General features: G+C 67.5%; 25 protein-coding genes. 19 read left to right on the top strand and 6 right to left on the bottom strand.

Annotated features, from left to right (window positions below; all coding sequences use genetic code 11):
* Positions 1 to 448: 448 nt before the first annotated feature.
* On the top strand, positions 449 to 958 hold the full coding sequence (locus AC5Y5Z_RS22450; protein ID WP_499927629.1) for a hypothetical protein: 510 nt from the start codon (positions 449 to 451) through the stop codon (positions 956 to 958).
* A 156-nt stretch (positions 959 to 1,114) separates the two neighbouring features.
* Here AC5Y5Z_RS22450 and AC5Y5Z_RS22455 read toward each other — a convergent pair whose 3' ends face one another.
* Complete coding sequence (locus AC5Y5Z_RS22455; RefSeq protein WP_463828777.1) at positions 1,115 to 1,348, bottom strand: hypothetical protein; 234 nt, start codon at positions 1,346 to 1,348, stop codon at positions 1,115 to 1,117.
* 367 nt (positions 1,349 to 1,715) lie between these two features.
* On the opposite strand from AC5Y5Z_RS22455, the gene AC5Y5Z_RS22460 reads away from it, so the two are divergent.
* The 5 genes from AC5Y5Z_RS22460 (at position 1,716) to AC5Y5Z_RS22480 (ending at position 6,553) form a co-directional block, all read left to right on the top strand.
* Positions 1,716 to 2,969, top strand: a complete 1,254-nt coding sequence (locus tag AC5Y5Z_RS22460; protein WP_499927631.1) for a cytochrome P450 — start codon at positions 1,716 to 1,718, stop codon at positions 2,967 to 2,969.
* The gene (locus tag AC5Y5Z_RS22465; protein WP_499927633.1) at positions 2,962 to 3,618 is read left to right on the top strand and encodes a TetR/AcrR family transcriptional regulator; all 657 of its coding nucleotides are present in this window, start codon (positions 2,962 to 2,964) and stop codon (positions 3,616 to 3,618) included. Before AC5Y5Z_RS22460 ends, AC5Y5Z_RS22465 begins: the two co-directional genes overlap by 8 nt.
* 65 nt (positions 3,619 to 3,683) lie before the next feature.
* Entirely contained in the window at positions 3,684 to 4,472 is a 789-nt protein-coding gene (locus tag AC5Y5Z_RS22470; RefSeq protein ID WP_499927635.1) for an SDR family NAD(P)-dependent oxidoreductase, read from the top strand.
* Between the two features lie 15 nt (positions 4,473 to 4,487).
* Entirely contained in the window at positions 4,488 to 4,970 is a 483-nt protein-coding gene (locus AC5Y5Z_RS22475) for an SRPBCC family protein (RefSeq protein ID WP_463828781.1), read from the top strand.
* Complete coding sequence (locus AC5Y5Z_RS22480) at positions 4,967 to 6,553, top strand: phytoene desaturase family protein (protein ID WP_499927637.1); 1,587 nt, start codon at positions 4,967 to 4,969, stop codon at positions 6,551 to 6,553. Before AC5Y5Z_RS22475 ends, AC5Y5Z_RS22480 begins: the two co-directional genes overlap by 4 nt.
* Before the next feature lie 18 nt (positions 6,554 to 6,571).
* Here AC5Y5Z_RS22480 and AC5Y5Z_RS22485 read toward each other — a convergent pair whose 3' ends face one another.
* Positions 6,572 to 7,879: a PQQ-dependent sugar dehydrogenase gene (locus AC5Y5Z_RS22485; RefSeq protein WP_499927680.1), complete on the bottom strand. Its 1,308-nt coding sequence runs from the start codon at positions 7,877 to 7,879 to the stop codon at positions 6,572 to 6,574.
* A gap of 102 nt (positions 7,880 to 7,981) precedes the next feature.
* Here AC5Y5Z_RS22485 and AC5Y5Z_RS22490 point away from each other — a divergent pair, with 102 nt between their 5' ends.
* From AC5Y5Z_RS22490 to AC5Y5Z_RS22515, 6 genes are read left to right on the top strand one after another with little or no spacing between them, the layout of a single operon-like run.
* The gene (locus AC5Y5Z_RS22490; RefSeq protein WP_463828783.1) at positions 7,982 to 8,983 is read left to right on the top strand and encodes an AAA family ATPase; all 1,002 of its coding nucleotides are present in this window, start codon (positions 7,982 to 7,984) and stop codon (positions 8,981 to 8,983) included.
* A 17-nt stretch (positions 8,984 to 9,000) separates the two neighbouring features.
* Positions 9,001 to 9,867, top strand: coding sequence for a DUF58 domain-containing protein (locus tag AC5Y5Z_RS22495; RefSeq protein ID WP_463828784.1), 867 nt, complete (start codon positions 9,001 to 9,003; stop codon positions 9,865 to 9,867).
* Positions 9,857 to 10,330, top strand: coding sequence for a hypothetical protein (locus tag AC5Y5Z_RS22500; protein WP_499927640.1), 474 nt, complete (start codon positions 9,857 to 9,859; stop codon positions 10,328 to 10,330). The genes AC5Y5Z_RS22495 and AC5Y5Z_RS22500 overlap by 11 nt, the downstream gene beginning before the upstream one ends.
* 11 nt (positions 10,331 to 10,341) lie before the next feature.
* On the top strand, positions 10,342 to 11,295 hold the full coding sequence (locus AC5Y5Z_RS22505) for a hypothetical protein (protein ID WP_499927642.1): 954 nt from the start codon (positions 10,342 to 10,344) through the stop codon (positions 11,293 to 11,295).
* Positions 11,292 to 12,179 carry a vWA domain-containing protein gene (locus tag AC5Y5Z_RS22510; protein WP_499927644.1) on the top strand — a complete coding sequence of 296 codons (888 nt, stop codon included), beginning with the start codon at positions 11,292 to 11,294 and terminating at the stop codon, positions 12,177 to 12,179. The genes AC5Y5Z_RS22505 and AC5Y5Z_RS22510 overlap by 4 nt, the downstream gene beginning before the upstream one ends.
* Positions 12,173 to 12,898, top strand: a complete 726-nt coding sequence (locus AC5Y5Z_RS22515; RefSeq protein WP_499927646.1) for a hypothetical protein — start codon at positions 12,173 to 12,175, stop codon at positions 12,896 to 12,898. The genes AC5Y5Z_RS22510 and AC5Y5Z_RS22515 overlap by 7 nt, the downstream gene beginning before the upstream one ends.
* A gap of 25 nt (positions 12,899 to 12,923) precedes the next feature.
* Here the strand turns inward: AC5Y5Z_RS22515 and AC5Y5Z_RS22520 are convergent, their stop codons facing one another.
* Together AC5Y5Z_RS22520 and AC5Y5Z_RS22525 are read right to left on the bottom strand one after the other, a co-directional pair.
* Complete coding sequence (locus AC5Y5Z_RS22520; protein WP_499927648.1) at positions 12,924 to 15,473, bottom strand: acyltransferase family protein; 2,550 nt, start codon at positions 15,471 to 15,473, stop codon at positions 12,924 to 12,926.
* A 127-nt stretch (positions 15,474 to 15,600) separates the two neighbouring features.
* A complete protein-coding gene (locus AC5Y5Z_RS22525; protein ID WP_463828790.1) occupies positions 15,601 to 17,259 on the bottom strand; it encodes an acyl-CoA synthetase in 1,659 nt (552 codons plus the stop codon).
* A gap of 106 nt (positions 17,260 to 17,365) precedes the next feature.
* Here AC5Y5Z_RS22525 and AC5Y5Z_RS22530 point away from each other — a divergent pair, with 106 nt between their 5' ends.
* From AC5Y5Z_RS22530 to AC5Y5Z_RS22560, 7 genes are all read left to right on the top strand, one after another.
* Positions 17,366 to 18,148 carry a hypothetical protein gene (locus tag AC5Y5Z_RS22530; protein ID WP_499927650.1) on the top strand — a complete coding sequence of 261 codons (783 nt, stop codon included), beginning with the start codon at positions 17,366 to 17,368 and terminating at the stop codon, positions 18,146 to 18,148.
* 53 nt (positions 18,149 to 18,201) lie between these two features.
* On the top strand, positions 18,202 to 19,785 hold the full coding sequence (locus AC5Y5Z_RS22535) for an esterase-like activity of phytase family protein (protein WP_463828792.1): 1,584 nt from the start codon (positions 18,202 to 18,204) through the stop codon (positions 19,783 to 19,785).
* Positions 19,786 to 20,273: 488 nt separating this feature from the next.
* Complete coding sequence (locus AC5Y5Z_RS22540; RefSeq protein ID WP_463828817.1) at positions 20,274 to 21,383, top strand: YncE family protein; 1,110 nt, start codon at positions 20,274 to 20,276, stop codon at positions 21,381 to 21,383.
* A 96-nt stretch (positions 21,384 to 21,479) separates the two neighbouring features.
* Positions 21,480 to 23,111, top strand: coding sequence for a long-chain fatty acid--CoA ligase (locus AC5Y5Z_RS22545; protein ID WP_463828793.1), 1,632 nt, complete (start codon positions 21,480 to 21,482; stop codon positions 23,109 to 23,111).
* Between the two features lie 36 nt (positions 23,112 to 23,147).
* On the top strand, positions 23,148 to 23,621 hold the full coding sequence (locus AC5Y5Z_RS22550) for an SRPBCC family protein (protein WP_499927651.1): 474 nt from the start codon (positions 23,148 to 23,150) through the stop codon (positions 23,619 to 23,621).
* 8 nt (positions 23,622 to 23,629) lie between these two features.
* Positions 23,630 to 24,511, top strand: coding sequence for a class II glutamine amidotransferase (locus tag AC5Y5Z_RS22555; protein WP_499927652.1), 882 nt, complete (start codon positions 23,630 to 23,632; stop codon positions 24,509 to 24,511).
* A gap of 24 nt (positions 24,512 to 24,535) precedes the next feature.
* Entirely contained in the window at positions 24,536 to 25,384 is an 849-nt protein-coding gene (locus AC5Y5Z_RS22560; protein ID WP_499927654.1) for a patatin-like phospholipase family protein, read from the top strand.
* Between the two features lie 9 nt (positions 25,385 to 25,393).
* Here the strand turns inward: AC5Y5Z_RS22560 and AC5Y5Z_RS22565 are convergent, their stop codons facing one another.
* Positions 25,394 to 26,419 (bottom strand): patatin family protein, encoded by a 1,026-nt coding sequence (locus AC5Y5Z_RS22565; protein WP_499927656.1) that lies wholly within the window; start codon positions 26,417 to 26,419, stop codon positions 25,394 to 25,396.
* A gap of 39 nt (positions 26,420 to 26,458) precedes the next feature.
* A complete protein-coding gene (locus AC5Y5Z_RS22570) occupies positions 26,459 to 26,851 on the bottom strand; it encodes a lipoprotein LpqV (RefSeq protein WP_499927658.1) in 393 nt (130 codons plus the stop codon).
* Positions 26,852 to 26,858 lie beyond the last annotated feature (7 nt).

The raw sequence follows: 26,858 nt of genomic DNA on the forward strand, positions 1-26,858 counted from the left end.
CGCGCTTCCCGTTTGAGGAGTGGCGACGCAAGCGTGGCCGATCCGGTGAGCACGTCGTTGAGCTGACAATCCCGCATGCAGTACCAGATATCGCCACCTTCGTGCGAAAGGCTGTTCTGAGGCACTCTGTCTTGCAGGAACTCTCATCAGAAGACCGACTACACGACGTCCTGCACCTTCAACCGCCCGCAGCGGGGGTCTCTGCCGACCCGGACCTGTGTCGGGTCAACCGCGTCTTTATCGCCGTGAACGCGGCAGCAGCTTGGCACAACACACCTTAACCAACCTCGTCGCGCCGATGCTAGGTTCGATGCGACATTCGCGCGCGCCCTCGCCAAGGAGCCCGAAGATCGTTCCGTCCGATGGTAGGACTGCACAACGGGTTTACGACGCTGGACGTTGCCAACCGTGGGACGTCCCCGACAGCACTAACTCAAGAGGCCCCTCAATGACTGAATCGGCGCCCCAGAGGCGATCGCAGGTACTGCTGGCGCTGGCCGCCGCGCTGGTGTTCGGGTTACTGGTCGGAAGTGCGGCCTTCTGGCGACCATGGACTGACCACCATGACGTGAAGGCCCGTCCAAGCGTCGCGTCGACTGTTCCTGCGGCCGCGTCGACGGCGCCGACGCTGAGTTCCCTGCGCGCAGCGCCCCCTAGAACAGAGGGGCAGCAGGGTGATTGGCGCGAACACCAGACCTGGGTGTGTGACACAGCGACGGGAGAGGTCTGCGGCAACTGGAGTCCTGACGCGGTCACGTTCGCCTGCAAAGCAGTTGCGAGCGGGGCCGACTACACCGCAGGGCTGAAGAATATGCTGATGAGCCGCTACGGGATGAGCGAAATGGACGCCTTTTTCCTCGGCAAGGAGGCGATGTACAGCGTCAGCAGTGGCGGCCACATCAGCACCGGAGGCAATGCCGACGGCCCACATCCGTTGTGCAACGGCATCGTTCCCTGACAGGTCAAATTTGTTGGTCCGCCCCCGGGAGCCGAGCAATCGGTCACTACCACGACGGCATCGCCACGTGTCGCGAACGACGCGGCAACCCGATATGCGTTGTCAGAGAAAGCGACTCAAGCCGCTGATGTACCAGCGTGCGGTTCGTACCTGCTGCTAACCCATCGTCAGGATCGCGATCACGGCGACCGCGATCACCGTCGTGAGCGCTATCAAGATCACCGTGATCGACGCGCGCAAGATCTCTTCTTCGTCGACTTGCCAACGCGCCCGTGTCTCGGCGGTTTCCCTTCCGCCGGCGAAAGCGTTGAGTCTGGCGACCGCCAAGGCGACATCGTCGGGTACGTGTGCTGCATGACCTGCGACTGGATCAGCGAATGCGGTACTCATGTCAGCCCCCTAGGCCCTACACGTGGCGATCGGCGTTGGTTGAGGTGAAAAGCCGGATCTCTCGTTAACCCACGATAGGAACGCGCAATCACAATTGCGGTAACGATCATTAACGGTCACAGCACAGTTGCGCCATCAACAGTCGCCGGTGGTCGGCTGCAGAGGCTGCACCCGGACAGTGGTCCTCAGCGGGCTTCGTAAGCGCTGCACCGACGCCGGGACGTTCATCCAATGGGTGTATGACCATGTGCTCGATACAGGGCCAATGACGAGCGAAAGGTTGACTGTTCCCCGGCGATGGTCATACATTGCAGGTATAAACGTCTGTACCTGATCCCGTCTGGGCAGCCCACGGAAGTTGAGACTCATGAACGCGCACCGCCCCACGCCCAACGTCTTCGACGCCGGTCTCCCGCGGTTCGACTACAGCCTCACCGCGACTCCGCACGACATTCTCGAGGATGTCCGAGCGGCGCAGTCGCGTGCTCCGATCGCGATCGGCCCCCTCGGCCCAGAAATTCTGTCCTACGATCTCGCCCGGGAAATATTGCGCGACAACAGATTCCGCCTGCCACCGGGTATCACGTTGGCGGCCCAGGGCATCACGTCGGGCCCGTTGTACGACAAGATGGCGAACAGCCTGCTCGGCCTCAACGGCCCACCGCATGTGCGGTTGCGCAAGCTGGTCGCCAAGGCGTTCACGCCGCGCGCGACATCGCGTCTGCAGGACACGATCCACGAAGTCGTGAACGGGCTCATCGACCAGGTGATGGACGCCGGACGCTGCGACGTCGTGACCGACATTGCGTATCGGTACCCCACTCCGATCATGTGTGCGCTGCTCGGCGCCCCACGCGAGGACTGGCAGTTGTTCGCGGACTGGACCGAGGAGGTCTTCAAAGCCCTCAACTTCCAGCCCGATGCCAACTTCGACGAGTCCGCGATCATGCGCGCCTGGAGCGAACTGGACGCCTACGTCGACGACATGGTGGCCACCCGCCGAAACAACCTCACCGAGGACCTGCTCTCCGAACTCATCCGAGCCGAAAGCGACGGCGACCGGCTCAACCTCGACGAGCTCCGCATGCTGGTGTCCGGCTTCCTGATGGCGGGAACGGACACGACACGAAACCAGCTGGCGGCGTCGGTCCAGGTGCTCTGCGAACATCCCGACCAGTGGGCGAAGCTGCGCGATCACCCGGAACTTGCCATGCAGGCGGTCGAAGAGAGCATGCGCCACTCTCCGGCGGCCTGCATCGTGCCCCGAGCCGCCGTTGACGATGTCGAGTTCGCCGGCTACCTGTTCCCGGCCGGAACCTTCGTACTCGCCAATACCTTTGCAGCCAACCGGGATCCAGCGATCTACGCCGATGCCGACCGCTTCGACATCACACGCAAGGACGTTCCCGCCATCCTGACCTTCGGCGGCGGCGCGCACTACTGCCTCGGGGCCAACCTCGCACGCCGGGAACTGGCCGAAGCGCTCATCGTCCTCACCCGTCGGCAGCCCGCCCCCCATCGCGCCGGTCCGGCGCCGTGGAAATCCGTGCTCGGGATGACCGGTCCGACGACCCTTCCGATCGAGTTCACCAGCGACAGGCTGGTAGCCGCCGATGCGTAGTCGGGGCTGGGCGGGTTCGACCCCGTCGTCGGACGACGAGGCGATCTCGCGAATTCTGACGGCGGTCGACGCCGAGGTTGCCGAGCACGGACCGGGGATACGCCTTGCCGACGTCGCCCGCAGGCTCGGAGTCACCCGCCAGACCGTGTACCGCTACTTTCCCAACGCCGACGCGCTGCTCATCGCCAGCTCGATGCGTGCGGTCAACGGCTTCATCGACCAGGTGGTAGCACACGCCCGCGGAATCGAGGACCCGGCCACCGCTGTTGTGGAGTGCGTCTCGTTCGGAGTGGAGAATCTCTCCGGTGATCCGCAGCTGGAGACCCTGCTGACCCGGAAACACGAGGGGGAGTCCGTCACCTCGCTGACCTCCGACACGGCGATCGCCTTCTGCTTGTCGGTGTTCGACCGCCTCGACGTCGACTGGAAGCTGCACGGCTTCGACGCCGCCGCACGCGGGGAACTGGCCGAAATGACCTTGCGCACAGTGCAATCCCTGCTGATCGACCCCAGGCAGGGGCGGTCGGAAGCCGCCTCCCTCCGCAGCTTCGTCGCGCGGTGGCTTGGTCCGGCGATCCTGTATCCGCGCATGGCGTCGCTGACGCGCTACGAACAACACGCATCGCCGCGCCCGCCCCTCCCGGTATAGGGCTGACGCAACCTCCGACCGACGTCGGAGCGTTTGGTCGGCCCGCCGCCGGGTAGCCCGGCTGCATGACAGCACAGCTGGCCCTGGTGACCGGCGCCTCCAGCGGCATCGGCCGCGAGCTGGCGAAGCTCCTCGCCCGCGACGGGTACGACCTCGTTCTGGCTGCTGACGACGACGGGATTCACGACACCGCCGCAGAATTGAGCGACAAGGGCGTCGACGTGCGGGCGGTCCGCGTCGATCTCCGCCAACCGGACGAAGTCGAACAGCTGTACCGCGACGCGACCGAAGACGGCCGTCACCTTGATGTTGTTGCGCTCAACGCCGGCACCGGCGACTCCGGACCTTTCGTCGACACCGACCTGAGCCGGGACATGAACGTGATCGACCTCAACGTCCGCTCGACGGTCCAGCTGGCCAAGCTGGCGCTGCGCGGAATGGCCACGCGCGGCGCAGGCAAGATGCTGCTCACCTCGTCGGTGGTGGCGATGATGCCCGGATCGCATCAGACGATGTACAACGCGTCGAAGTCGTTCATCCAGTCCTTCGCCGAAGCGCTGCACGACGAGTTCCGCAACACCGGCGTGACGGTGACCGCGCTGATGCCGGGGCCCACCGACACGAATTTTTTCCGCAGGGTGGGAATGCTCGACACCGTGCTCGGGCGGTTCATCCCGAAAGACGATCCGGCCCGCGTCGCCGAGCAGGGTTACCGGGCGCTGATGGCGGGCAAGCAGAAGGTCGTGGCGGCATCTCTGTCGTCGAAGGCGATGGGCGCAGCCGGTATGGTGCTGCCCGATTCGTGGAAGGCGGCAGCCAACCGGCTGATCGTCAGCCCTCTCGGAGGACATTGAAGGAGTGATCGGTCGATGAAAGAACCTGCCGAAATTGACAGCGCGCTCACCGTACGGCGCGAGACCACTGCGTCGCGCCGCCAGGTGTGGGACGTGATGGCCGACGGATGGACGTATTCGCAGTGGGTCGTGGGCAACAGCCGGATGCGTGCCGTCGACCCGAACTGGCCTTCGCCGGGCAGCCTCATTCACCACACCATCGGGGTGTGGCCGGTGGCGTTGAACGACGAGACCGAAGTCGAAGTCTGCGTACCGGTCACCGAACTCGTGCTGTTGGCCAAGGGGCGCCCCTTCGGTGGCGCGCGAATCACGTTGCGCCTGTCCGACACCGACAGCGGCGGTTGTCTGATCGAGATGGCCGAGGTGCCGCTGGGCGGTCCGCTGCGGCTGATCCCGCGGCGGTTGGCCCTGGCCGCCGCGTGGCCGCGCAACCGCGAGTGCCTGGCGCGATTGTCCGCGCTTGCCGAACGACGTTCTGAGCCTGAGCAAGGTCAATGACCGTCGCGGACGCCGTGGTGATCGGCGCCGGGCACAACGGATTGGTGGCTGCCGCGGTCCTGGCCGACGCGGGCTGGGACGTGGTGGTGCTGGAGGCTCAGCAGGAGCCGGGCGGCGCGGTCAAGAGCGCCGAATTGTTCCCGGGTTATGTCAGCGATCTGTACAGCGCCTTTTATCCGCTCTCGGTTGCCTCGCCGGGGCTGCGTGACCTCAATCTGGAGGACCACGGGTTGCGGTGGTCACACGCCCCAGCCGTGGTTGGCCATCCGAGCTCGGCAGCCGACGACGACGCGCCCCTGATCTATCGCGATATCGACCGCACCGCTGCCGAACTCGACCGCCGTACCCCCGGGGACGGCGCCCGATGGTGTGAACTCTTCGCCCAGTGGCAGCGCATCAAGGAACCGTTCCTCGGCGCGCTGCTGGCGCCGTTTCCCCCGGTTCGTCCGGCGGTGGGGTTGCTGCGCACCCTGGGGACGGCGAAGGCGCTGCAGTTCGTTCATCAACTGCTGCTGCCTGCCGGCGTCCTGGTGGAGCAGTTGTTCGAGGGAGAGGCCGCACGACTGTTGTTTCTGGGCAACGCCATGCACGCCGATGTGCCTATCGACGCCCCGGCCAGCGGCCTGATGGGCTACATGCTGGTGATGCTGGCCCAGGACGGCGGGTATCCGGTGCCCGTCGGGGGAGCAGGTCAGCTGACCGCCGCGCTCGTCGCACGCGCGTGTGCTGCCGGGGCCCAGATCCGTTGTGGACGAACGGTTGACGCCATCGAGGTGCGGGGCGGTCGCGCGACAGCGGTGCGCAGTACCGACGGCAGTACGGTGCGCTCGCGGCGCGCGGTGATCGCCGATACGTCCGCCCCGATGCTGTTCGACGAGCTGCTGCCCGAAGACTCGGTACCGAGCGCGGTGGCAGCGGCGATGTCGCGGTTCGTCTGGGACACACCGGTGCTGAAAGTCAACTACGCCCTCGACGCGCCGATCCCGTGGCGATCGAAGAGCCTCAACGAGGCGGGCACCGTGCACGTCGGGGCGGATCGCGACGGTCTCGTTCGATGGATGGCCGATCTGAACACCAGGACGGTGCCGCGGAATCCGTTCATGCTGTTCGGTCAGATGACCACGTCCGATCCGAGTCGGTCACCGGCCGGGACCGAAAGCGCCTGGGCCTACACGCATCTACCGCGCGCCCGCGCCGATGACGCATCCGCCGACCAGCTGGCCGAATCCGTGGACCGCGTTCTCGAAGAGTATGCGCCGGGTTTCGCCGCCCGCGTGGTCGGTAAGACCGTTCAACGTCCGTCCGACCTGGAAGCCGGCGATGCGAACCTGCACACCGGCGCTGTCAACGGTGGTACCTCACAATTGTTCCAGCAATTGGTGTTTCGGCCCGCACCCGGATTCGGCGGGCCGCACACGCCGGTGCAGAACGTATTTCTGGGCAGTGCCGGCACGCACCCGGGTGGCGGCGTGCACGGGATGTGCGGCTACAACGCGGCCAAGGCCGCCCTGGCCGGCGACAGCGCGCTGAACTGGCCGCGGCGCCGGCTCAAACAGGCGGCCCTGGCGTTGCTGACCCGCTGATTGCCTGGCCCCCAACACTTATCGGCCCGGCGGAGCCACGCGGTAGACGGCGCCGGCGGCGTCGTCGGTGACGTACACTGCGCCGTCCGGTCCGACTACCGCGGCCACCGGGCGGCCCCACCGCGATCCGTCGCCGCTCTGGAAGCCCCCGACCAGCGTCTGTTGATTGCCGAGAGTGCCGTTGTGCCAAGGGAAGAATGACACCTCCGGCGCTCGCGGAGGCTGCCGGTTCCACGAACCGTGGATACCGACCAGCGCGCCGTCGGCATATGGTTGCGGCAGCACGCCGGCGGTGAAGGCCAGACCCAGCGGAGCCGAGTGCGCGCCCATGCTCTGCTCGACCGGAGGCAGTGCGGCGCAGTCCAATCGGGATCCGTCTGTATTAGTCGTCAAGTCACGGATGAACGGCACGTTGGCCGGGCCGCCGTCGGGATTGCAGAACGGCCAGCCCAACTCGCGGCCCGACGTCAGGCGGGCCAGCGACTCAGGCGGATGGTCGTTGACGTACCCGGCGTCGACATGGCCCGCCGGGTCGGGTGCATTGTCGCGGTTGTTGACCGCCGTCCAGACGGCACCGTCCGGGGCGACGGCCAGGCCGGTTCCGTTGCGCACGCCGGTCGCGAACGGCTGTGCCGGGCCGCCGCCGGGCGCAACGCGCATGATCGTCGCCCTGGGCGGGGTGGCCGCGCGATCCTGCGGTGAGATGTTGGCGGTCGAGCCGATCGAGAAGTAGACCGCACCGTCGGGTCCCACGGCCACGCTCTTCAACGCATGCGCGTAGGCCCCCTGCAAATCGGGGCTGCGCGCGTCGGGAAGGCCGCCCGCGACGACCCGGGCGTGGACTGCCCGCCCGTCGACATAGTCGTAGACAGCGATCCGGTCGCTCTCGGCGACATACAACGCCGAGCCGGCGAACGCCATGCCGTGCGGCTGGTGCAGCCCATCCAAGAACGTCGATTGGTGCGGCGCCGCCCCGGGTTTCGGGGTCAGCTTGACGATCTGCCCGCTCGCCGGAACCGACACCAGCAGCGCGCCGTCCGGAGTCCAGGTCTCCAGCCGCGCCTTCGGTACCCGCGCCCACACCGACATCGTCCAGCCGTCGGGAACCAGCGCCTGCCGCGGTTGGTCCAGCGGTGCCTGCGCCAGCGCGGCGGGCACGCCCACCGGTGTGGACACCAGCGTGCCGGCAGCCGCAGCAGGGGGCGCAGACCCGACAGCAGGATGCGGAGGATCAGCCGAACACCCTGCCGACAGCAGCACCGCGAACAGGACCCGCCCGAACGGCCCGAGTCGGCTGCCGGCCGGTTGCTGGTGCGTGCCGATCATCACGTCGGCACGCATACCCGAGGGTGTGGTGCTCAACCCGAACTGCGGAGAGCGAGGCGACTCACGTGTGAACACCAGGCGCCCGGGTATAAATGCGAGCGTATGACTACAGCACGGACGCAACCGGATCAACGCGAAATCGACAGCATCCGGCCAATCGTCGATGCCGTCTCACAGGCGTTCGACGCCAAAATCGTCGGGCAGCGCAACCTGCGGGAATCGCTGCTGATCGGCCTGCTCGCCGGTGGCCACATCCTGCTGGAGAGCGTGCCCGGCCTGGCCAAGACCACCGCCGCCAAGGTGCTCGCCGATTCGGTCCAAGGGCGGTTCCGGCGCATCCAGTGCACCCCTGACCTGTTGCCGAGCGACATCATCGGCACCCAGATCTACGATTCGTCGACCAGCTCGTTCGTCACCCAACTGGGTCCGGTGCACGCCAACTTCCTGCTGCTCGACGAGATCAACCGGTCGAGCGCGAAGACCCAGAGCGCGATGCTGGAGGCGATGGAGGAGCGGCAGACCACGATCGGCGGGCAGGTGCACCCCATCAGCGAGCCGTTCCTGGTGATCGCCACCCAGAACCCCGTCGACCAGGAGGGCACCTATCCGCTGTCCGAGGCGCAGACCGACCGGTTTCTGCTCAAAGAGATCGTGCGCTACCCGTCTCCGGAGGAAGAGGTGGAGATGATGGCGCGGATCGACGCCGGTCTCTACGACAAGCGGCGGCCCGCCCAGCCGGTGGTCAATCTGGAGGATGTGCTGCGCCTGCAGGACGTGGTGCGCCGCGTGCACATGGACCGTGCGCTGATGCTCTACGCCAGCCAGCTGGTGGATGTCACCCGTCACCCGGCGCAGACGCTGCCCAAGCAGATCGCGCGCCTCGTCGAGTACGGTGCCAGCCCGCGCGCCACCATCGCGTTCTGCAAGGCGGCGCGGGCGCGGGCGGTACTGGCCGGGCGGGCGCACGTGCTGCCCGAGGACATCGCCAAGCTCGCCCACCGGGTGTTGCGGCACCGGCTCATCCTCGGCTTCGAAGCGGCCAGCAACAACGTCACTGCCGAGTCCGTGATCGACGCCGCGATGCGGACCGTCCGGGTCCCCTGAGCTGCCGGCGGTTCATCGTGGGCAAGCATCTCAACCAGGCCAAGGCGCACTTCGGCACTGACACCCGCGGCCTACTCGAAGGCGGCCGCTACACCCTGTTGCACACGCGCAGCATGGAATTCGACGACCTGCGCCCGTATGTCCCCGGCGACGACGTCCGGGACATCGACTGGAAAGCCTCGGCACGTTCGGGCAGCGTGCTGATCAAACGGTTCGTCTCGGAGAAACACCATAAGATCCTGCTCGTCGCCGACGCCGGCCGCAACATGACCGCACTCGCTCCGAGTGGGGAGTACAAGCGCGACGTGGCCGCGCACACCATGGGTGCGGTGGGACTGATCGGCCTGCGTCGCTCCGATCAGATCGGCATGGTCTACGGCGACCGGCGCGGCTCGGTGAACATCCCCCAGCGGCGCGGCGAGCCGCACATCGAAGGACTGCTGCACCGGTGGTATCAGCACACCATGACCGACCCCGGCGCCAGCCGCATCACCGCCCAACTCGACTATGTCGCAACGCATTACCGACACAGCATGCTGATCATCGTGGTGTCTGACGAACCCGAGGTCGACGATCAGCTCGATAGCCTGCTGGCCGAGCTGAGCGCGCGGCACGACATCATGTGGGCGATGGTGGCGGACATGCCCGCCGTCGGTCCGGACAACACCGACGGATTCGATGTCGCCACCGGACGATTCGTGCTGAACGGCGCCGACCTCGGCCCGCGGGTGGTCGCCGCCTACCGCCGTGCCGAGCAAACTCGCCGGGACCGCCTCGATGCGTTCCTCACCGGTCACGCGATCGCGCACGCGACGATCGCCGGCAGCGACAACATCCGGCGCGAACTCGTCGCCCTGTCCGAGACGGCCGCCCGTGCCGGATGACCTGTTACGCCACGTCTTTGGCCCGCAGCCCTACTCATCGTGGTGGCTGTGCTGGGCCGTGTTGCTGATCCTGGCCGTAATAGGTTGGTATCTGGGCATCTTCGTGTGGACGCTGCCTGCGGAGCGGCTGCGGCGGATCCCGTTCGTGCGCGAGGTGCATGCGCGGCTGATCCGTCACCGGTTCGCCCGACGGGTGCGGGGCATCGGTGACAGGCACGTTGCCGGGCGGCTGCCCGCCGCGGCGGCATGTGCGGCGATCAGCCGGACCGTCCGCAGCTTCCTGCACCAAGCGACCGGCGACCGGGCCCAGTACCTGCACGTCGACGCCATCGCCGCCGGCGAGCTGGCACCGGCGGCGCCGTTGCTGATCCGGCTCGGTGATGCGCAGTTCAACGCCGAGTCCCAGATCGACGTCGCCGAGGTGAGCGCCCAGGCGCAGGAGTTGATCCGCTCGTGGACGTGAGGTGGTGGCCGGTGGCCGCTGTCGGCCTGGCCGGTTTGATCGCCGCAGTGGTGCTGGCGGCGCTGCTGCCGATGACCGCTGCCCGCGGCCGGCTGCGTCCACTGGCCAACGTCGCACGACTGACCCGGCTGCCCGAGTACGCGAAGGTGGCCCGGCTGCGTTCGCTGTCGACCGTTCTGACGTTGCTGCTGCTGACCATCATGTTCGGCGCCGCCACCTGGACATCGGCCCGTCCGACCGGAGCGGGACAGGGTTCCGACGCCGCTCATCCCAAGGACATCATGGTGTGTGTCGGCCAACCCGTCCCCGACGCGGCGACGGCCGAACTGCTCGATAACTTCGCCCGGCAGATCTCGACGTATCAGACTCAACGCATCGGACTGACCTCGATCAACCGTCGCCTGGTGCCGCTGACACGCGACTACGCCTACGCCGCCGAGCGGTTCGCGGAGTTCACCCGCACGCGTCAGGCGTCGTTCACGGCACCAGTGCCCTACATCGATTACGCCCCCAGTATGGAAGATGTTCTGGCGCTGTGTATCTCGGGCTTCCCGACGCTCGAGGAACGCGGCCTGCGGCGACGGTCGGTGATCTACCTCGGCCCCTCCGATCTGCGGGCCGCGGGCGAACCGCGCGCCGCCCTGTTCACCGCCGACGGGGTGCGCGGTCTGGTGGAGCGGGCGGGCATCCAGCTCAACGTGATCGACACGGCGCCGTCGCGCTCGAGCGGTTCGCTGCTCGCGCTCACCCAGCAGACCGGGGGCCGTTACCTCGTGCCGGGACCGGGCTCGGTGAGCGAGATTCCCAAGGTGCTCAACCAGATTCGGTCCAACACCCCGCCGGCGCGGCTGGCCGACGGCACGGTGGTGACCGGAGACTTTCCGGACGCACCGGTCGTGCCGCTGGTGATCGCCATGGTGTCGGCGGCCGCACTCTCGGTGGCGTTGTTGGTGTTGCGCCGATGACGTTTCAGCCGGTGCTGCCGTGGGCGATCCTCGCCGTCGTGATCGCGGCGCTCGTTCTGGCCCGCGCGGTGGCACTCCGGTTGGTGCTGAGCGTGAGCTATGGAACCCGTCGATTCGCAATGTTGCGCTGGAGCGCTGTGACGTTGGCCGTACTGCTGATCCTTGCGGCGACCACCCGCCCGGGAATCCGCGGCGAGGAGACGCACCGCGGTCCGGGCGCGGCCGGCGCGAATCTCAACGTGTTCCTGGTCGTCGACCGGTCCGTGGACTCCAGCGTCACAGGGATGCACAACGACATGGCGGCGCTGATCGATCAATATCCTGCGGCACGGTACGCGCTGATCACCTTCAGTTCCCGGGCCTCGCTCGATTGGCCACTGTCGCAGGATGTGTGGAGCCTGCGTCCGACGATCGCGGCGCTGGGTTCCGTGCCGACACCGGACGGGCAGGGCGTAGCCGCCGGTGCGGCCCGAAATGTGCTGCGGTATCAGCTGTTGCAGGCGGCGCAGCAGTATCCCGGTTCCCGGAACGTGGTGTTGTATTTCGGTTCTGGCGGAACACCCGCGGCACAGGCCGACTTCGACCTCGCCCGCGGGTTGGTGGACGGCGGGCTGGTGCTGGGCTACGGCCGCAGCGCCGCGATCGACGAAACAAAGCTGCGGCAACTCGCTGCGCAGCTCGGCGTGCTGTATGAACACCGGGAACCCGGTCAGCCCTTCCGGCCCACCCTGCCGCAGACCGGCATCCGGCCGGCGGCCGTCGACCGGATCGAACTGTACTGGCTGCTGACGATGCTGGCAGCGGTGCTGCTGCTGGGCGAGATCTATCTATCGGTCCGCGACTTTCGGCGCAGCCGCATCGCCCGACGGGATGTGTCATGGTGAGGCCGGCCCGGCTGCGGCTGCGGCGACGGTTGCTGATCTGTTCGGCACCGCTGACCTTGCTGGCGCTGCTGATCGCCGTCAAGCTGATATCGGTTGTCGTGCTGGGTAATTCGGCTGTGTCGGATTACGCGAGCCGGAACGGGAATGCGGTGCGCACCGATGCGGAGGTGCTCGGCGTGGCCAACATCGTGGAACCGGCCAAGGCGCCGTTTGCCGCGGGCGCCGCCGCCGTGCTCGCCGGCCGTCTCGAGGACGCCGACCGCCACTTCAGCGCCGCCCTGTCCCGCGCCGATGCCGACGATTCCTGCCCGGTGCGGGTGAACCTCGAACTGGTCCGCGAGACGCAGGGTGATCGGGCCGCGGCGGCGGGGGACCGGGCCCGCGCCGAAGAACGCTATGCGAGCGCGTTGACCATCGTCGACGGTGCGCCCCAGGGTTGCTTTGCCGGGAACAGCGACGTGAACCTGCAGCGGCAGGCCATCCGCCACGACGCTGCGAGCCGGCTGGCCGCGAAGCAGGCTGCATTGAACGCCCCGCCGCCGGCGGCACCGCCGGCCCCGCCACCGCCGCCGCTACTGCCCCTGCCGCCGCCGCTCGCGCCCCTCGCGGTACCCGACAGTCGCGACACCCCGGCACGTCGGCTCAATCCGACCGAGGGAGATCCACTCAACAAGTTGCAGCAGGTGTTGCAGGACGCTGCGGGTGTCGCGTCCCCGTAGCCGCTGCTCGGGCTAGGGCCGCGAATTACGCACGCCCACAGCCAAACCCGCGAGCGTGAAGACTGTGGTGAGCACCGACGCGGCGCGTACCCAGCCGGCGTCTTTGCCGTCCCGGCCGGCCAGCAACCCCGACGCGGTGTCCAGGCCGTCGCACACGACTCCCATGCACAGCGCGGTATGTTGCGCCGGTCCGGTCACGGTCGCGGCGCCGATCACCATGTCGCGGGCGCCGAAAAGTCGGGTGACATACCGACTGTCGGTGCAGGCGCCTGCCCCGGTGATCTTGCCGTGTCTGGCGAAGGCCGTCGGCCAGAAGTAAGCGGCCGCGCCGCCGGCAGCCCGGCATACTCCGATCACGGCGATGATGGTCCGGGTAGACATCCTCACTCCTGTCCGGGTGGTGTGCGGTGGTTACGAACTCTGACGTACGAACCGGCGTGGTATCCGCCGTCGCACGGGGTGGTGAGCGCGCTCGCGTCGGCGGCGCGAACAGTGCGTCCGACGCAGCGGCACGGTCGTCGCCCGCCACGGCCAGCTGGACACGCCAGGTGCCGACAGCGGCACGGACGGCGACCAGGATCGGGATGGCGAGCACCATGGCCAGCGCCACCAGCGTGAGGAGCAGTTGCTCGCTGTGATCGGGGGTGCGCGATGCCGGGGTGGGCGTCGGCGGGGCCGGTGCCCGGCCAACCGGCGGGACCACCGGATCCAGGGCGGCCGCGGACGCTGCGGGCGGAGCCGGCTTCTCGCTCATGGCCGCGATCACCGTCTGCGCGTAGAAGTCGGCGCCGGCACCCGGCTGCGGATGGACGTGGTCGGCGTAGAGCAGGTCTTCGTGTCCGCTGACGGCGCTCTGCCAGTCGATCAGGCGGACATTGGCGCGGTGCGCGAGCGCCACCTCGGTCAAGGTCTGATTGACCTCGTCGGTCCACGGTCTGTCCTGCAGATACAGGTTGACCAGGAACAGTTTCCGCTCCGGGCCGAGCTCGTCGACGATACCCTCGAGCAGGTCGCGCGGGAACGACCCGTTGCTGCCCAGACCCAGCAACACCACCGGGCGCAGCGCACCGCCGGCATCGAGCGCGCTGAGGATGCCGGGCGCCGCCTGCATGCTGCGGTTGGTCACCGCGTCGATCCGGATGCCGGGTAGCCGGTCGCGCAGCGCAAACGACGACGCCAGCATCACCGAGTCGCCCACCGCGCTGATCTGGTCGCCGGGCGGCGGCCCGACCGACTCAGTTGCCGCCGGGGACGCAGGTGGGGCGTCGACGACGGGCGCCGGCGGTCGCGCACCCGGCGCGGCAACGGCCGCTGCTTGTTGCGCGGCGAGCGCCTCGGCCAATTGCTTGTCGAGCCCCGTCAACGGCGGTGCAGGTGCGAACACCAGCGCACCCAGGACCAACACACCGCCCGCAGCCGTCGCACCTGCCACCCAGATTCGTCCCGTGCGGCCGCCGCGCACCGCGCACCAGCCGGCCTGCCACGCGCGGCGGTAGCCGAGCCGCAGGACCGGCTTCTCGATCCATCGGTACGAGGCCGCGGCGAGCAACACGGCAGCGGCGATCTCGACGCCGGCGACCAGCAGCGTCCGGCGCCCCAGCAGGCGATCACCCAGCACCAGAACCGGCCAGTGCCACAGGTACAGGCCGTAGGACCGGGCGCCGAGCCAGCACAGCGAGGGTCGCGACAGCAGCCGCTCGACGGAATTGCGGCCGAGGCCAAGGCCGCTGATGAGCAACGCGCAGGCCGCCGAGACGGCGAGGATGCCACCCCGATAGGTGGCGGACCCGTCCTCGTCCAGCAGCCAGTAGCCGATGGCGATCCCGGCCAGGCCCGCGCCGGCCAGCACGCCGCTGCCGAAAGACGAACCCACGCGCGCCGCGACGGCCGGCCACACCACGGCCAGCACCGCACCGCCGAAAAGGCCGGCGCTGTGGGTCGCGGTGCTGTAGTAGATCGGCGACGGATCGGTGCCGGGTTGATAGAGCACGGCCATGGCCGCGGCAGCGGCGAGCGCACCGGCACCCGCGACGATCGCGACCGCGGTGTTGCGGCCCCACCAGCACAGCACCGCGATGACGAGCACGGGCCACACCAGGTAGAACTGCTCCTCCACCGCCAGCGACCACAGGTGCTGCAGCAACGAGGGTGGCCCGAATCTGGTGAAGTAGGACTGGTGTTCGCTGATCTGCACCCAGTTGCTGGTGAACGTCACCGCGCCCAGCACTTCGTTGCGCAGCGCATGCAACATCGTCCGGTCCACGAGCGCGGTGACCGCCACGGTCGCGAACAGCATCGGCAGCAGCGGCGACAAGATGCGCCGGGCCCGACGAATCCAGAACTGCCGCAAGCTGATCCGACCCGAGCCCGCGCGTTCGGCGATCAGTAGCCGGGTGATGAGGAATCCGCTGATCACGAAAAACACGTCGACGCCGAGGTAGCCGCCGGGCAGCCACGCCGGGTTGACGTGATATAGCACCACCGCGCTCACCGCGAGCGCGCGTATCCCGTCGATTCCCGGGAGTCTGCCCAGCCGAGCGCGTGTCGACGCGGGCGTGCAAGAACTGGCTCGCACCCCCGTCGAGCTCGTGATCGTTGCCAAAGCTGGTCGGCTCCCCGCTGCCGCTTACCAATCCGAAGTTGTCGTCGAGTCAGCTACGCTAACCGATCCAACGCGCCGGGGACAGACGATTTGTCGTGTGTCAGCTCGACGGTTCGATGTCCATCTCGGCCAGGACCCGACGTAGCAGCTTGCCGGTGGCATTGCGCGGTAGTTCGGTGACAAACACCACATCGCGCGGCACCTTGTGGCGCGCCAAATTGTCCTTCACGTACTGCTTGATCTCGGCGGCATCCTGGGCGGCACCGGGTTCGGAAACGATGTAGGCGCGCAACCGCTTTCCGAACTCCACGTCGTCGACACCGACTACCGCCACTTCGTCGACATCCGGGCGCTCCTCGAGCAGGTTCTCCACTTCCTGCGGGAAGACGTTCTCCCCGCCGGAGACGATCATGTCGTCGTCGCGGCCGTCGACGAACAGCAGGCCGTTCTCATCGAAGTGACCCATGTCACCGCTGGACATGAAGCCGTCCAGGATCTGCTTGTTGCGACCGTCGGTGTAGCCGGAGAACGGCGCCCCGTTACGGACGAAAATCCGGCCGCGACGGTTCGCGCCCTCGAGACGTCGGTCGTGCTCGTCGTACAGGACCACCTCGCAGGTCAGCGGGGCCCGGCCGGCGGTGCCGGGCGCCTGGCGCAGTTCGGCGGGGGTGGCGACGCTCGCAATCGCGCACTCGGTCGACCCGTACATGTTGTAGAGGACGTCACCGAAGGTGTCCTGCACCCGGTTGGACAGTTCCGGACTCAGCGCCGATCCGGCAATCAGGATCACCTTCAACGACGAGGTGTCGTACTTGGCGATGACGTCGGGTGCGAGTTCGACGATCCGGTGCAGCATGGTCGGCACCGCCACCAGCATGTCGGCGCGGTGCTCGGCGATCAGTTTCAAGGTGGCTTCCGGCTTGAACCGCCGGGCGGTCACCACCTTGTTGCCCAGGGCGGCGCCCACGGTGTACGTGGCCCACCCGGTGCTGTGGAAGATCGGCGAGACGATCACCATGGTTCCCTTGCGGGGGAACGGGATCCGGTCGACGATCTGCGCGGTCGCCAGCGGCGACACGGTGTCGCGCGGCGCGCCCTTGGGGAGCCCGGTGGTGCCGCTGGTCAGGATGACCGACCCACCGGCTTTGCTCGGCGGAGGTAGCGGCTCGGTGGAGTTGGCCGCGACGATGTCGTCCAGCGTGTGCGCCCCCGCGGGCACTTCCGCGTCGTCGTCGACCCAGACCAGCACCCGCGGCAGGTCGGCGGGCAGCGCGTCGAGCAGGCCGAGGAACTCGCTGTCGTGCAGCACCACCTTGACGTTCTCACGCTTGCAGACCTCGGCGAACTGCGGTTTGGCGAACCCGGTGTTCATCAGCACGAGGCGGGCGCCGAGCTTGCCGCAGGCGGCCATCGCGATGACCAGTCCCCGATGGTCGCGGCACAGCAGCCCGACGACAGAGCCCGCGTTGACGCCGAAGGATTGCAGGCCGTGCGCCAGCGCCCAGGACTGGTCGTCGACCTGCCGGTAGGTCAGAGTGCCGCGCTCGTCGACGATCGCGGGCAACGCCGCATACCTGCGGCCGCCCAGGATCGTCATCGTGGCCTGCGGTCCGTAGACGCGGGTGAGCTTGCCGGCCTGCACCGTCGAATTGAGGTCCCGCAGGTCGATGATGCCGGTGTCGGCGAGGCGCTTGACCGCGCGTCCCGCTTCGGTGATGTGCTGCAGCTTCTGCTGAATGCCGTTCAATGCACTGGCCATCGGGGCTCCTCGACGTCGAGTTTGCGTGGTCACGGTAGCAGTCGTCGTCGCGTGCAGTGCCGCCCCCGCCGCCACGGCATCCGGCCCAGCCATACACTGACCCCTCGTGGGCATGCTTTTTGGCTTTGCGCCGTGGATCGTCTACTGGATCCTGGTCGGTAACGTCCCATTCATCACCGCCGTGTCGGTCGCGCTGCTGATGGCGGTCGCGGTGTTCGCGGTCGGGCGGGCCTCCGGCAAATCCGGGCAGACGCTCGAAATCGGTGCTGTCACAATCTTTGTGGCGCTCACGGTGTTGACCCTGGCGGTCAGCGACGCGTTCATGACGCGCTGGATCCAGCCGCTGAGCAACGCCGGGATCTTCCTGGTGGCGCTGACCGGTGTGCTGATCGGGAAACCGTTCGTGCGCGAGTTCGCCGCCGCCGAGCAGCCCCCCGACGTCGTCAACACCGAGCTGTTCCGGCGCATCACCGGCATCCTGACCTGGGTCTGGGTCGCTGCCTTCGCCGGCATGACGGTGTCATCGGCGATCCCGCCGATCGTGGAGGGTGACGCGACGATCCTGGACACCAGGACCCCGCTGTCGTTCGTCTTCTACTGGGTGATCCCGTTCTCGCTGCTGGGGTTGGCCGCCTTGATCTCGCGCTTCCTGCCGGAACGGATGCTCGCCGGGATCGACGACGTCGCCCGGGAGACGTCGTTCGTGGCGTATGACGAAGCCACCATCGACGAGCTCTACTTCCTGGCCCAGGAGCACGCCAACCGGGAGGTCGGTCCGGGTAAGGAGGCCTACGCCGTCAAGGTCGGCGGCATGGGCACCCCGCTGACCGGCGACGAATCCCGAAAGTCGTGGCCCTCGACCTACAAGGTGCGGGACAAGAGGGGCTAGCGGCGCCGGCCTGCGTACACCGCGGCGTCAACTTGGCTTGCTATGCACAGCGAATGGCAGACAGCGTGAGAACGTCGATCGTGCTCGCGACGGTGCTGGCCACCGTCGTGGCCTGTTCCTCGCATGGGTCACCGTCGACCGCCAAATCCGAATTCCGCACGGCCGCGGGACAGCCGCTGACCATCGCACCGGGCCGCATGCTGGCGGCTACCGGCGGCGCCACGCCCGTCGCGTTCGGTAAACCCGCCCACGGCAAGATCAGCTACGGCGACAACGGGAGCATGGTGTACGCGCCGGATCGCGGCTTCACCGGGACCGACCACCTCGATGTCACCGTCAGCCGCGCGGTGCAGGTCTACGCCGAAGATCAACTGCCGCTGGCCACGATGGGCGGCGTGACGATCAAGGCCAGTGCGCACGGGTCCAGCATCGCCGCGGTGCCGGGCAGCGCCGACGAGATCTACGGACTCACCGACCGCGGACCCAACGTCGACGGGCGTGGCCCCGGCGAGAAGGTGTTGCCGCTGCCCGACTATCACCCCCAGATCGTCAGGCTCAAGCTTTCCGCCGGCGTCGCGACGGTCCAGCGGACCATCCCGCTGCAGGCCTCGGACGGTGTCCCGCTGGTGGGGCTGATCGACCCGCACGCGAGCACCGGCGAGTCGCTGGTGGACCTCGACGGAGTGCCACTGCCGCCGTCGGACTACGGCGTGGATCCCGAAGGGTTGGCCGTCACCCGCGACGGCACCTTCTGGGTGTCCGAGGAATACGGCCCCTACATCATTCATTTCGACGCCAACGGCAAAGAGCTGGAACGTCTTTCGCCGTTCGACGACACCCTGCCGCGGGAGCTGTCCCTGCGCACGCCGAATCAGGGGCTCGAGGGGCTCACCCTCACCCCGGACGGCAACACGTTGGTGGGGGTCATGCAGTCGGCGATCCAGACACCGGGGCTGTCGGGTTCGGCCAGGGACGTCCCGGTGACCCGCATCGTGACGGTCAACCTCGTCGACCGCAGCATCGTGCACGAGTATCTGTATCCGCTGGCCAATCCGCGGGAGTCGAAGGTCGGGGTGTCGGAGATCACCGCGCTGAGCGCCACCACCTTCCTGATCGACGAAGGTGACTCCAAACCCGCCCCGAAAGCCAGCAAGAAGATCTATTTCGTCGACGTGGCCACCGCCACCGACGTCGGGCCCCGCGCCACGGTGCCCGGCGCCGCGTACCAGGCCGACGCGGGCGGCTTGTTGATCGACCGGGTGCCGATCGAGACCCTGATCGGTGCCGGCACCGACACCGACGCCGTCGCCAAACTCAAGTCCGTCGGAATCGCCGTTGCCACAAAGACTCTCAAGCTCGATCTCGGTGCGCTGGTGCGCTCGCTGTCCGGTGACGGTGACTTCTTCGGTCACAGCAAGGTCGAAGGCCTGTTCACCCGCGACGGGGGGAACACGTTGGTCATCGCCAACGACAGCGACTTCGGGTTGGCCGGCATCGCCTCGGACGCTCCGCCGTTTCGGCTCAAACCCAAGGTGTTGCCCAACGGCACCCAGGACAGCGGCGAATTCCTGATCGTCGACACCACCAAGCCGACGGCCACGACGGAGACGGTGCAGGTCTCGTTCCGGGTCGGTTGAACCGCCGCAGGCCTCTGGCGCCGTGGCAAGCCGGCACCGAAGCGGAACCACCCGACGCAGTCGGGTGCGCCCGGGCGGGCGACAACACGGCCACCGGCGCTGTGATATGCGCCTCTTTTTGCTGACGCTTAAATAAGGATATTCTTATTTAACGGTTACCACACATAATGGTAAAAACTTAGCCGCTGCGCGTAAAACCGTGCGTGAACACGGCAAAACGATTTGCTGAGCAGCGAATTTCCGAGTCGGCGAATTTGCGAACCTGAGGGCAAGCTGAGTGCGCGACGTGACGTGGGTAACACCAATAGTTTTACATTCTATTTACCCGGAATTATGCGACTAAAATTGTCGGTTAAACGCACGGAATGGCTGTGGTGCGTGTGAGCCGGTTACCAATGTCGTGCAACGTCGCGCGGGGTACATCCGGGAGATCCGACGATCGACATTGAAGGCGGTGCCAGGTGAGCCTCGTGATTTTCGACAGCAAGATGAACGGCCCCGATCTACGGGATGTGGAGACCGCTCCCGAGCCAGTGGCTGTCCAGATTCCGGTCAGCGACGGACCCATCAGCGACATCGCCGTCAGCCCCGACGGCAGCCGGCTGCTGGTCACCAACCACGGCGGCGACAGTGTCTCGGTCATCGACACCGCCGCCTACCGGGTGGTGCAGACCATCGCCGGTCTTGAGGAACCTTTCGTCATCGCCACCGATGCGACCGACCGGGCCTACCTGAGCACGGTGTCGAATGCTTACGACGCGATCCAGGTCCTCGACACGACCACCGGCGCCGTCATCGAGACACACCCCGTTGCGCTCAGCGTCAGCGACCTCGCGGTCAGCGCAGACGGCAAGCACGTGTACATCGGCCGCAACGGCGTCCGCAACGCCGATATCGCCGTGCTGGACACCGCGACCGGCGGCATCCAGGTGGTCGACATCGCCACCGACCCCGGCACCACCACCGACTGCGTCCGGCTCAGTCCCGACGGCACCCGCTTGTATGTCGGGGTCAACGGACCGGCCGGGGGGCAGTTGGTGGTCGTGGACACCGGCGTGCCGGAAGAAACCGGACGCCGTTCGCGCTGGCGTCGCAGGAACGCCCACCCGCACGCGCCGGCCGTGATCGCGACGATCGGCACCGGCCTGCCCGTGCGCGACGTCGCGATCAGTCCCAATGGGTCACTGGCATACGTCGCCAGCACCGGCCCGGACTTCGCGGTGATCGACGTCGTCGACACCCGCACCACCAAGATCACCGGCACCCGCAAGATCACCGAGGTCACCGGCATCCTGACCCGGCTCACCCTCAGTGGCGACGGCGACCGGGCCTACCTGGTCAGCGATGACAGCGTCACGATCCTCTGCACCCTCACCCAAGACGTCATCGACTCGGTAAACGTCGCGGCCGAGCCGTCCTGCGTGGCCGAAAGCCGGGACGGGCGCTACCTCTACATCGCCGACTACTCCGGTGTGGTCCTGGTGACGCCGCTGGCGGCGAGCCTGCACTCCGACGTCGAGCCGGCGGCCCTGGAAAGCAAGCGGTCGGTGGATCTGTTCGTCCCCGACGTGCTGCAGTACGACCCGGCGCTGGTGTAGCCCCGCCCGGGGCGGGCGTTCCTCGTCGCACGGTTCGGCGCTAGCATCGCGCAGGAGGCCATGATGCTCAGCCGCGACGCGTGAGGCGGTACATCGATGTACAGCACGATGCAGGACTTTCCGCTGACGATCACCGCGATCATGCGGCACGGCTGCGGTGTGCACGGACTGCGGGAGGTCGTCACCGCAACCGGTGACGGCTATCGCAGCACCACTTATCGCGAGGTAGGCCAGCAGGCTGCCCAGTTGGCAAATGCGTTGCGCCGCATCGGTATCACCGGTGACGAGCGGGTGGCCACCTTCATGTGGAACAACGCCGAACATCTGACCGCCTATCTCGCGGTGCCGTCGATGGGCGCGGTGCTGCACACGCTGAACATTCGACTGTTCGCCGAACAACTCAGCTACGTCGCCAACGAGGCCGAGGACCGCGTGGTGCTGGTTGATGTGTCTCTGATCAAGCAGCTCGCCCCGGTACTGGGCGATCTCGAGACCGTGCACACCGTGATCGCGGTCGGTGAGGGCGACATCGCGCCGCTGGAAGAATCCGGCAAGACGGTGCTGCGCTATCGCGACGTGATCGACGGCGAATCAGCCGAATTCGACTGGCCGCGACTCGACGAAAACTCCGCGGCCGCCATGTGCTACACCAGCGGCACCACTGGCCATCCCAAAGGTGTTGTGTACAGCCATCGTTCGAGCTTCCTGCACACGATGGCCGCATGTACCAGCAACGGGATCGGGGTGGGTGCCAGCGACCGGCTGCTGCCCATCGTGCCGATGTTCCACGCCAACGCCTGGGGCCTGCCGTACGCGGCGCTGGCTGCCGGCGCCGATCTGCTGCTGCCCGACCGGCACCTGGACGCGCCGTCGTTGATTCATCTCGTGGAGACCCTGCGACCCACCCTGGCCGGGGCGGTGCCGACGATCTGGAATGACGTCATGCATTACCTGGAACGCGAACCCGACCATGACGTGTCCTCGCTGCGGCGGGTGGCGTGCGGTGGATCGGCGGTGCCGGAGTCGTTGATGCGCACCTTCGAGGACAAACACAACGTGCAGATCCGCCAATTGTGGGGCATGACCGAGACCTCGCCGTTGGCGTCCATGGCCTGGCCGCCGCCCAAGACCCCCGACGATCAGCACTGGGCCTTCCGCGTGACCCAGGGTCAACCGGTCTGCGGCGTGGAGACCCGCATCGTCGACGATGAAGGCAACGCGCTGCCGCACGATGGTGAAGCGGTGGGAGAGTTGGAAGTTCGCGGTCCGTGGATCACCGGCTCGTACTACCGGGGGCAGGACGAGTCCAAGTTCGATTCTGGTTGGCTGCGCACCGGCGACGTCGGGCGCATCGACGAACAGGGCTTCATCACGTTGACTGACCGAGCCAAGGACGTCATCAAATCCGGTGGCGAGTGGATCTCCTCGGTCGACTTGGAGAACTGCCTCATTGCGCATCCCGATGTGGTGGAGGCCGCCGTCGTCGGAGTGCCCGACGAGCGTTGGCAGGAACGGCCGCTGGCCGTCGTCGTCGCCCGGGACGGGGCCGACGTCAGTGCCGACGGGCTGCGAAAGTATCTGGCGGACAAGGTCGTTCGCTGGTGGTTGCCGGAACGGTGGACGTTCGTCGAGGAGGTTCCGCGCACCAGCGTGGGCAAGTACGACAAAAAGACCATCCGGTCGCGCTACGCCGACGGCGAGTATGACGTCACCGAAGTGCACAGCTAGGACTCCGCGAGCGCTCGCCGTCGGGAAGAGAGAGATATGGCCAGGTCCGTGACCGTCGAACAGTCGCGCGCAATACCCGTCTCCGTCGAGGATGCGTTCGCGCAGACGATGCCGATATCGCTGCCGAAGACGATGTCGCAGTGGTACGGCGTGATCCCGCCGATCAGAGAAGTGCGGGATCAAACGGGCGCCTGGGACGCGCCCGGCCAGACCCGCACCATTCTGATGGTGGGCGGCGGTCGGGTACGCGAGCAGCTGACCGCGGTGGACCCGCCGCACTCGTTCGCCTACACCCTCTCCCAGCTCACCGGCCCGCTCTCGGCGCTGGTCAGCTCGATCGACGGTGAGTGGTCGTTCACGCCGGCGGGCACCGGGACGCGGGTGAGCTGGCAGTGGACGCTGCACCCCAAGTCTGCGACGGCGGCGTCGCTGCTGCCGGTCTTCGCCAAGATGTGGAAGGGCTACGCGCGGGTGGTGCTGGAGAAGCTGTCCGCTGAGCTGGTGGGCTGAGTCCCGCCATGTGTCGACTTTTCGGGTTGCACGCCGGGACGGAAGTTGTCACCGCCACGTTCTGGTTGCTCGACGCGCCCGACAGCCTCGCTGCGCAGAGCCGCAAGAACCCGGACGGCACCGGCCTCGGGCTGTTCGACGAGCGCGGCCGGCCGCACCTGCACAAGGAGCCGATCGCGGCCTGGCAGGACGCGACGTTCGCCACCGAGGCGCATGAGCTGACCGGCACCGCGTTCATCGCGCATGTCCGGTACGCGACGACGGGGTCCCTCGACGTGCGCAATACCCACCCGTTCCTGCAGGACGGCAGGATTTTCGCGCACAACGGCATGATCGAAGGTCTGGACATCCTCGACGACCGGCTGCGCGAACTCGGCACCTATGACCTGGTGCTGGGCCAGACCGATTCCGAGCGGGTGTTCGCCTTGATCACCGCTGCCATCCGGGCCCGAAAAGGGGATGTGACAACGGGTTTGGTCGATGCGGTGAGCTGGTTGGCCGCCAACGTGCCGATCTATGCCGTCAACATCCTGCTCTGCATGGGCACCCAGATGTGGGCACTGCGGTACCCGCAGACGCATCAGTTGTTCATGCTGGATCGTCGTCGCGACGGTGAACCCGACTTCGACATGTCCACCAGCAGGATCCACGCCCGATCCGAGACGCTGACCGACAGCTCGGCGGTGGTGTTCGCGACCGAACCGATGGACGACGATCCCCGCTGGCTGCTGCTCGACCCGGGCGAACTCGTCTACGTCGACGCCGACCTGCAGATCAGCCGCTCGGTGGTGCTGCCCGACCCGCCCAAGAACCTGGTGCGCCGAGACGATCTGAGTCAGCCGGTCTTCCGTGCCCAGCACGCCCTGCCGGGCACGCGGCACCTCCCATAGCGGCGACTGGCAGAGTAGTCAGCTATGCGTGCACTTGTCCTGGCTGGTGGTGGAGTAGCGGGAATCGCTTGGGAGACAGGCATTCTGCGTGGGATTGCCGACGAGTCGCCGGATGCGGCGCGGCTGCTGCTGGAATCCGACGTGCTGGTCGGCACCTCCGCCGGCTCGACGGTGGCCGCGCAGCTCAGCAGTGGTTGCACCCTGGACACGTTGTTCGAACGGCAGACGGGTGAGGCGTCGGCCGAGATCGACCCCGGCGTCGACATCGAATCCATCACCGAACTGTTCCTGGACGCCCTGCGCGAGCCGGGCATTCCGAAGCGGGAACGCCTGCAGCGGATCGGTTCGGTGGCGCTGGGCACCCACACCGTGCCCGAGGACGTGCGACGCGGCGTCATCGCCCAGCGCCTGCCGTCGCACGAGTGGCCGGACCGCGCGCTGCGGATCACCGCAATCGACACCGCCACCGGGGAATTGGTGGTCTTCGACCGCGCGTCCGGTGTCGGCCTGGTCGATGCAGTGGCATCCAGCTGCGCGGTGCCGGGGGCGTGGCCGCCGGTGACCATCGGTGGGCGACGCTACATGGACGGCGGGGTGAACAGCTCGGTCAACGTCGATGTCGCCGCCGACTGCGACGAGGTGGTGGTGCTGGTGCCCGCCGCCGCGGATGCCCCGTCGCCGTTCGGTGCCGGGCCGGCCGCCGAGATCGCGGCGTTCGCGGGCACGACGTTCAGTGTGTTCGCCGACGAGGGATCGCTGGCGGCGTTCGGGGCCAACCCGCTGGATCCGCGCTGCCGGGTCGGGTCGGCGACGGCGGGCCGAGCGCAGGGGCGCCGCGAGGCGCGGGCGGTCGCGCGCTTCCTGAGTCGTTGAGCAGGGGCCCTACTCGTCGTCGCCGCTGTCCTCGAAGTCGTCCAGTGCCCGGTCGGCCAGCGCGCGTCCCGCGTCGATCACCTCCACGGCCCGGTGGAATTCCAGACTGCGGCAGGTGCTGCGCGGCACCTCGATCAGCACGTCCGGCGGATAGGCCGCCAGAATGTGCCGGGCCAGTGCGGACTGCGCGATGTCTATCGTCCGATTCATCACGTCGAAGCCGCCGAGCTTGGGCAGCTCGGGCAGCTCCCCGTCTTCTTCGGCGCCGGAGTCCGACCCCGACTCCTGCTCCTGCTCCTGCTCCGGGACGGTCGCGCCGAAGCGTCCGAGGACCGCGCGGGCCGTGGGCCGGTCCAGCAGGGCCTTGGCGGCACTGATGTCGAACAACGCGGTGGTACTGCGCACCATGCGGTTCATCCATTCGGTCGTCATCCCCGGTTCCGCGTCGCGGGTGGCGCCCGGCTCACTTCCGTTGAGGCTGACCGCGATCGTCAGGTCGGCGTTGATCGCTGCGATCGGTGCCATCGGCAGCGGGTCGAGGATGCCGCCGTCGGCGAGCAGGCGGCCGTCGAGCTCGTGCGGTGCGATCACCCCCGGAATGGCGATCGATGCGCGGATGGCTTCGTCGACGGGACCGCGCTGAAACCACACCGACTTACCGGTCAGCAGATCGGTGGCCACCGCGGTGAAGGGGACGTCCAGTTCCTCGATGGTGACCGGGCCGAGGATGTCGCGTACCGCATCCAGAATCTTCTCGGCCCGCAACACCCCCGCCGCCGTCAACGACGGGTCGAGCAGCCGCAGAATGGTGCGCTGGGTCAGCGACTTGGCCCAGTCGGCGAGTTCGTCGAGCCGCCCGGCGGCCTGCACGCCGCCGACCAGGGCGCCCATCGAGGAACCGGCGATCCCGGCGATCTCATAGCCACGTTCCTGCAGCGCCTGGATCACTCCGATGTGGGCGTAGCCGCGGGCGCCGCCGCTGCCCAGTGCCAACGCGACGCGGGCACGCGGGCGAACAGCTGAGGGACCGGCCATAGTTTTTTGCACCCCTGATCGCAATTGGTAAGGCTGCCGTCAGCCGCACTCGCCGCGGGCGGCCGCCTGCGCCGCGACGATCACGGCGGCCTGGCGAGCAGGGCCCAACTCGCTCCACCGCTTGTTGAAGCTGCCGGCAACCCCGGCCGCAGCCGTCTGAACCATCTGCAGATACGGCTCGACGGCCGCCTCACCGGTGGTCGACCGCTCATCCATCCACACCTTGGCGGCATGGCAGGCCTGGAAATACTCTTCCTCAGTCGATTCGGCGGGAGCGTCCACGCGGGTCGTCACACCGGCCGGGGAGACGCCGATCGCGCCGGGTGCCAGCGAACCCGTCGCCGCCGACGACTGCGCCGACGTGGACGCGGGGTGGCCGCCGTGGTCACCGGACGAGCAGCCGGCCAGCACCGGCAGAATTGCCGCAATCATGACCGTT

Source organism: Mycobacterium sp. NGS29 (assembly GCF_059812965.1).

What these genes read in the sequence shown, in the direction of transcription:
- AC5Y5Z_RS22450 (WP_499927629.1), top strand. Translation starts at nt 449, where the DNA reads ATGACTGAATCGGCGCCCCAGAGGCGATCGCAGGTACTGCTGGCGCTG.
- AC5Y5Z_RS22455 (WP_463828777.1), bottom strand. Translation starts at nt 1,348, where the DNA reads ATGAGTACCGCATTCGCTGATCCAGTCGCAGGTCATGCAGCACACGTA.
- AC5Y5Z_RS22460 (WP_499927631.1), top strand. Translation starts at nt 1,716, where the DNA reads ATGAACGCGCACCGCCCCACGCCCAACGTCTTCGACGCCGGTCTCCCG.
- AC5Y5Z_RS22465 (WP_499927633.1), top strand. Translation starts at nt 2,962, where the DNA reads ATGCGTAGTCGGGGCTGGGCGGGTTCGACCCCGTCGTCGGACGACGAG.
- AC5Y5Z_RS22470 (WP_499927635.1), top strand. Translation starts at nt 3,684, where the DNA reads ATGACAGCACAGCTGGCCCTGGTGACCGGCGCCTCCAGCGGCATCGGC.
- AC5Y5Z_RS22475 (WP_463828781.1), top strand. Translation starts at nt 4,488, where the DNA reads ATGAAAGAACCTGCCGAAATTGACAGCGCGCTCACCGTACGGCGCGAG.
- AC5Y5Z_RS22480 (WP_499927637.1), top strand. Translation starts at nt 4,967, where the DNA reads ATGACCGTCGCGGACGCCGTGGTGATCGGCGCCGGGCACAACGGATTG.
- AC5Y5Z_RS22485 (WP_499927680.1), bottom strand. Translation starts at nt 7,879, where the DNA reads ATGATCGGCACGCACCAGCAACCGGCCGGCAGCCGACTCGGGCCGTTC.
- AC5Y5Z_RS22490 (WP_463828783.1), top strand. Translation starts at nt 7,982, where the DNA reads ATGACTACAGCACGGACGCAACCGGATCAACGCGAAATCGACAGCATC.
- AC5Y5Z_RS22510 (WP_499927644.1), top strand. Translation starts at nt 11,292, where the DNA reads ATGACGTTTCAGCCGGTGCTGCCGTGGGCGATCCTCGCCGTCGTGATC.
- AC5Y5Z_RS22515 (WP_499927646.1), top strand. Translation starts at nt 12,173, where the DNA reads ATGGTGAGGCCGGCCCGGCTGCGGCTGCGGCGACGGTTGCTGATCTGT.
- AC5Y5Z_RS22525 (WP_463828790.1), bottom strand. Translation starts at nt 17,259, where the DNA reads ATGGCCAGTGCATTGAACGGCATTCAGCAGAAGCTGCAGCACATCACC.
- AC5Y5Z_RS22535 (WP_463828792.1), top strand. Translation starts at nt 18,202, where the DNA reads ATGGCAGACAGCGTGAGAACGTCGATCGTGCTCGCGACGGTGCTGGCC.
- AC5Y5Z_RS22540 (WP_463828817.1), top strand. Translation starts at nt 20,274, where the DNA reads ATGAACGGCCCCGATCTACGGGATGTGGAGACCGCTCCCGAGCCAGTG.
- AC5Y5Z_RS22545 (WP_463828793.1), top strand. Translation starts at nt 21,480, where the DNA reads ATGTACAGCACGATGCAGGACTTTCCGCTGACGATCACCGCGATCATG.
- AC5Y5Z_RS22550 (WP_499927651.1), top strand. Translation starts at nt 23,148, where the DNA reads ATGGCCAGGTCCGTGACCGTCGAACAGTCGCGCGCAATACCCGTCTCC.
- AC5Y5Z_RS22555 (WP_499927652.1), top strand. Translation starts at nt 23,630, where the DNA reads ATGTGTCGACTTTTCGGGTTGCACGCCGGGACGGAAGTTGTCACCGCC.
- AC5Y5Z_RS22560 (WP_499927654.1), top strand. Translation starts at nt 24,536, where the DNA reads ATGCGTGCACTTGTCCTGGCTGGTGGTGGAGTAGCGGGAATCGCTTGG.
- AC5Y5Z_RS22565 (WP_499927656.1), bottom strand. Translation starts at nt 26,419, where the DNA reads ATGGCCGGTCCCTCAGCTGTTCGCCCGCGTGCCCGCGTCGCGTTGGCA.
- AC5Y5Z_RS22570 (WP_499927658.1), bottom strand. Translation starts at nt 26,851, where the DNA reads ATGATTGCGGCAATTCTGCCGGTGCTGGCCGGCTGCTCGTCCGGTGAC.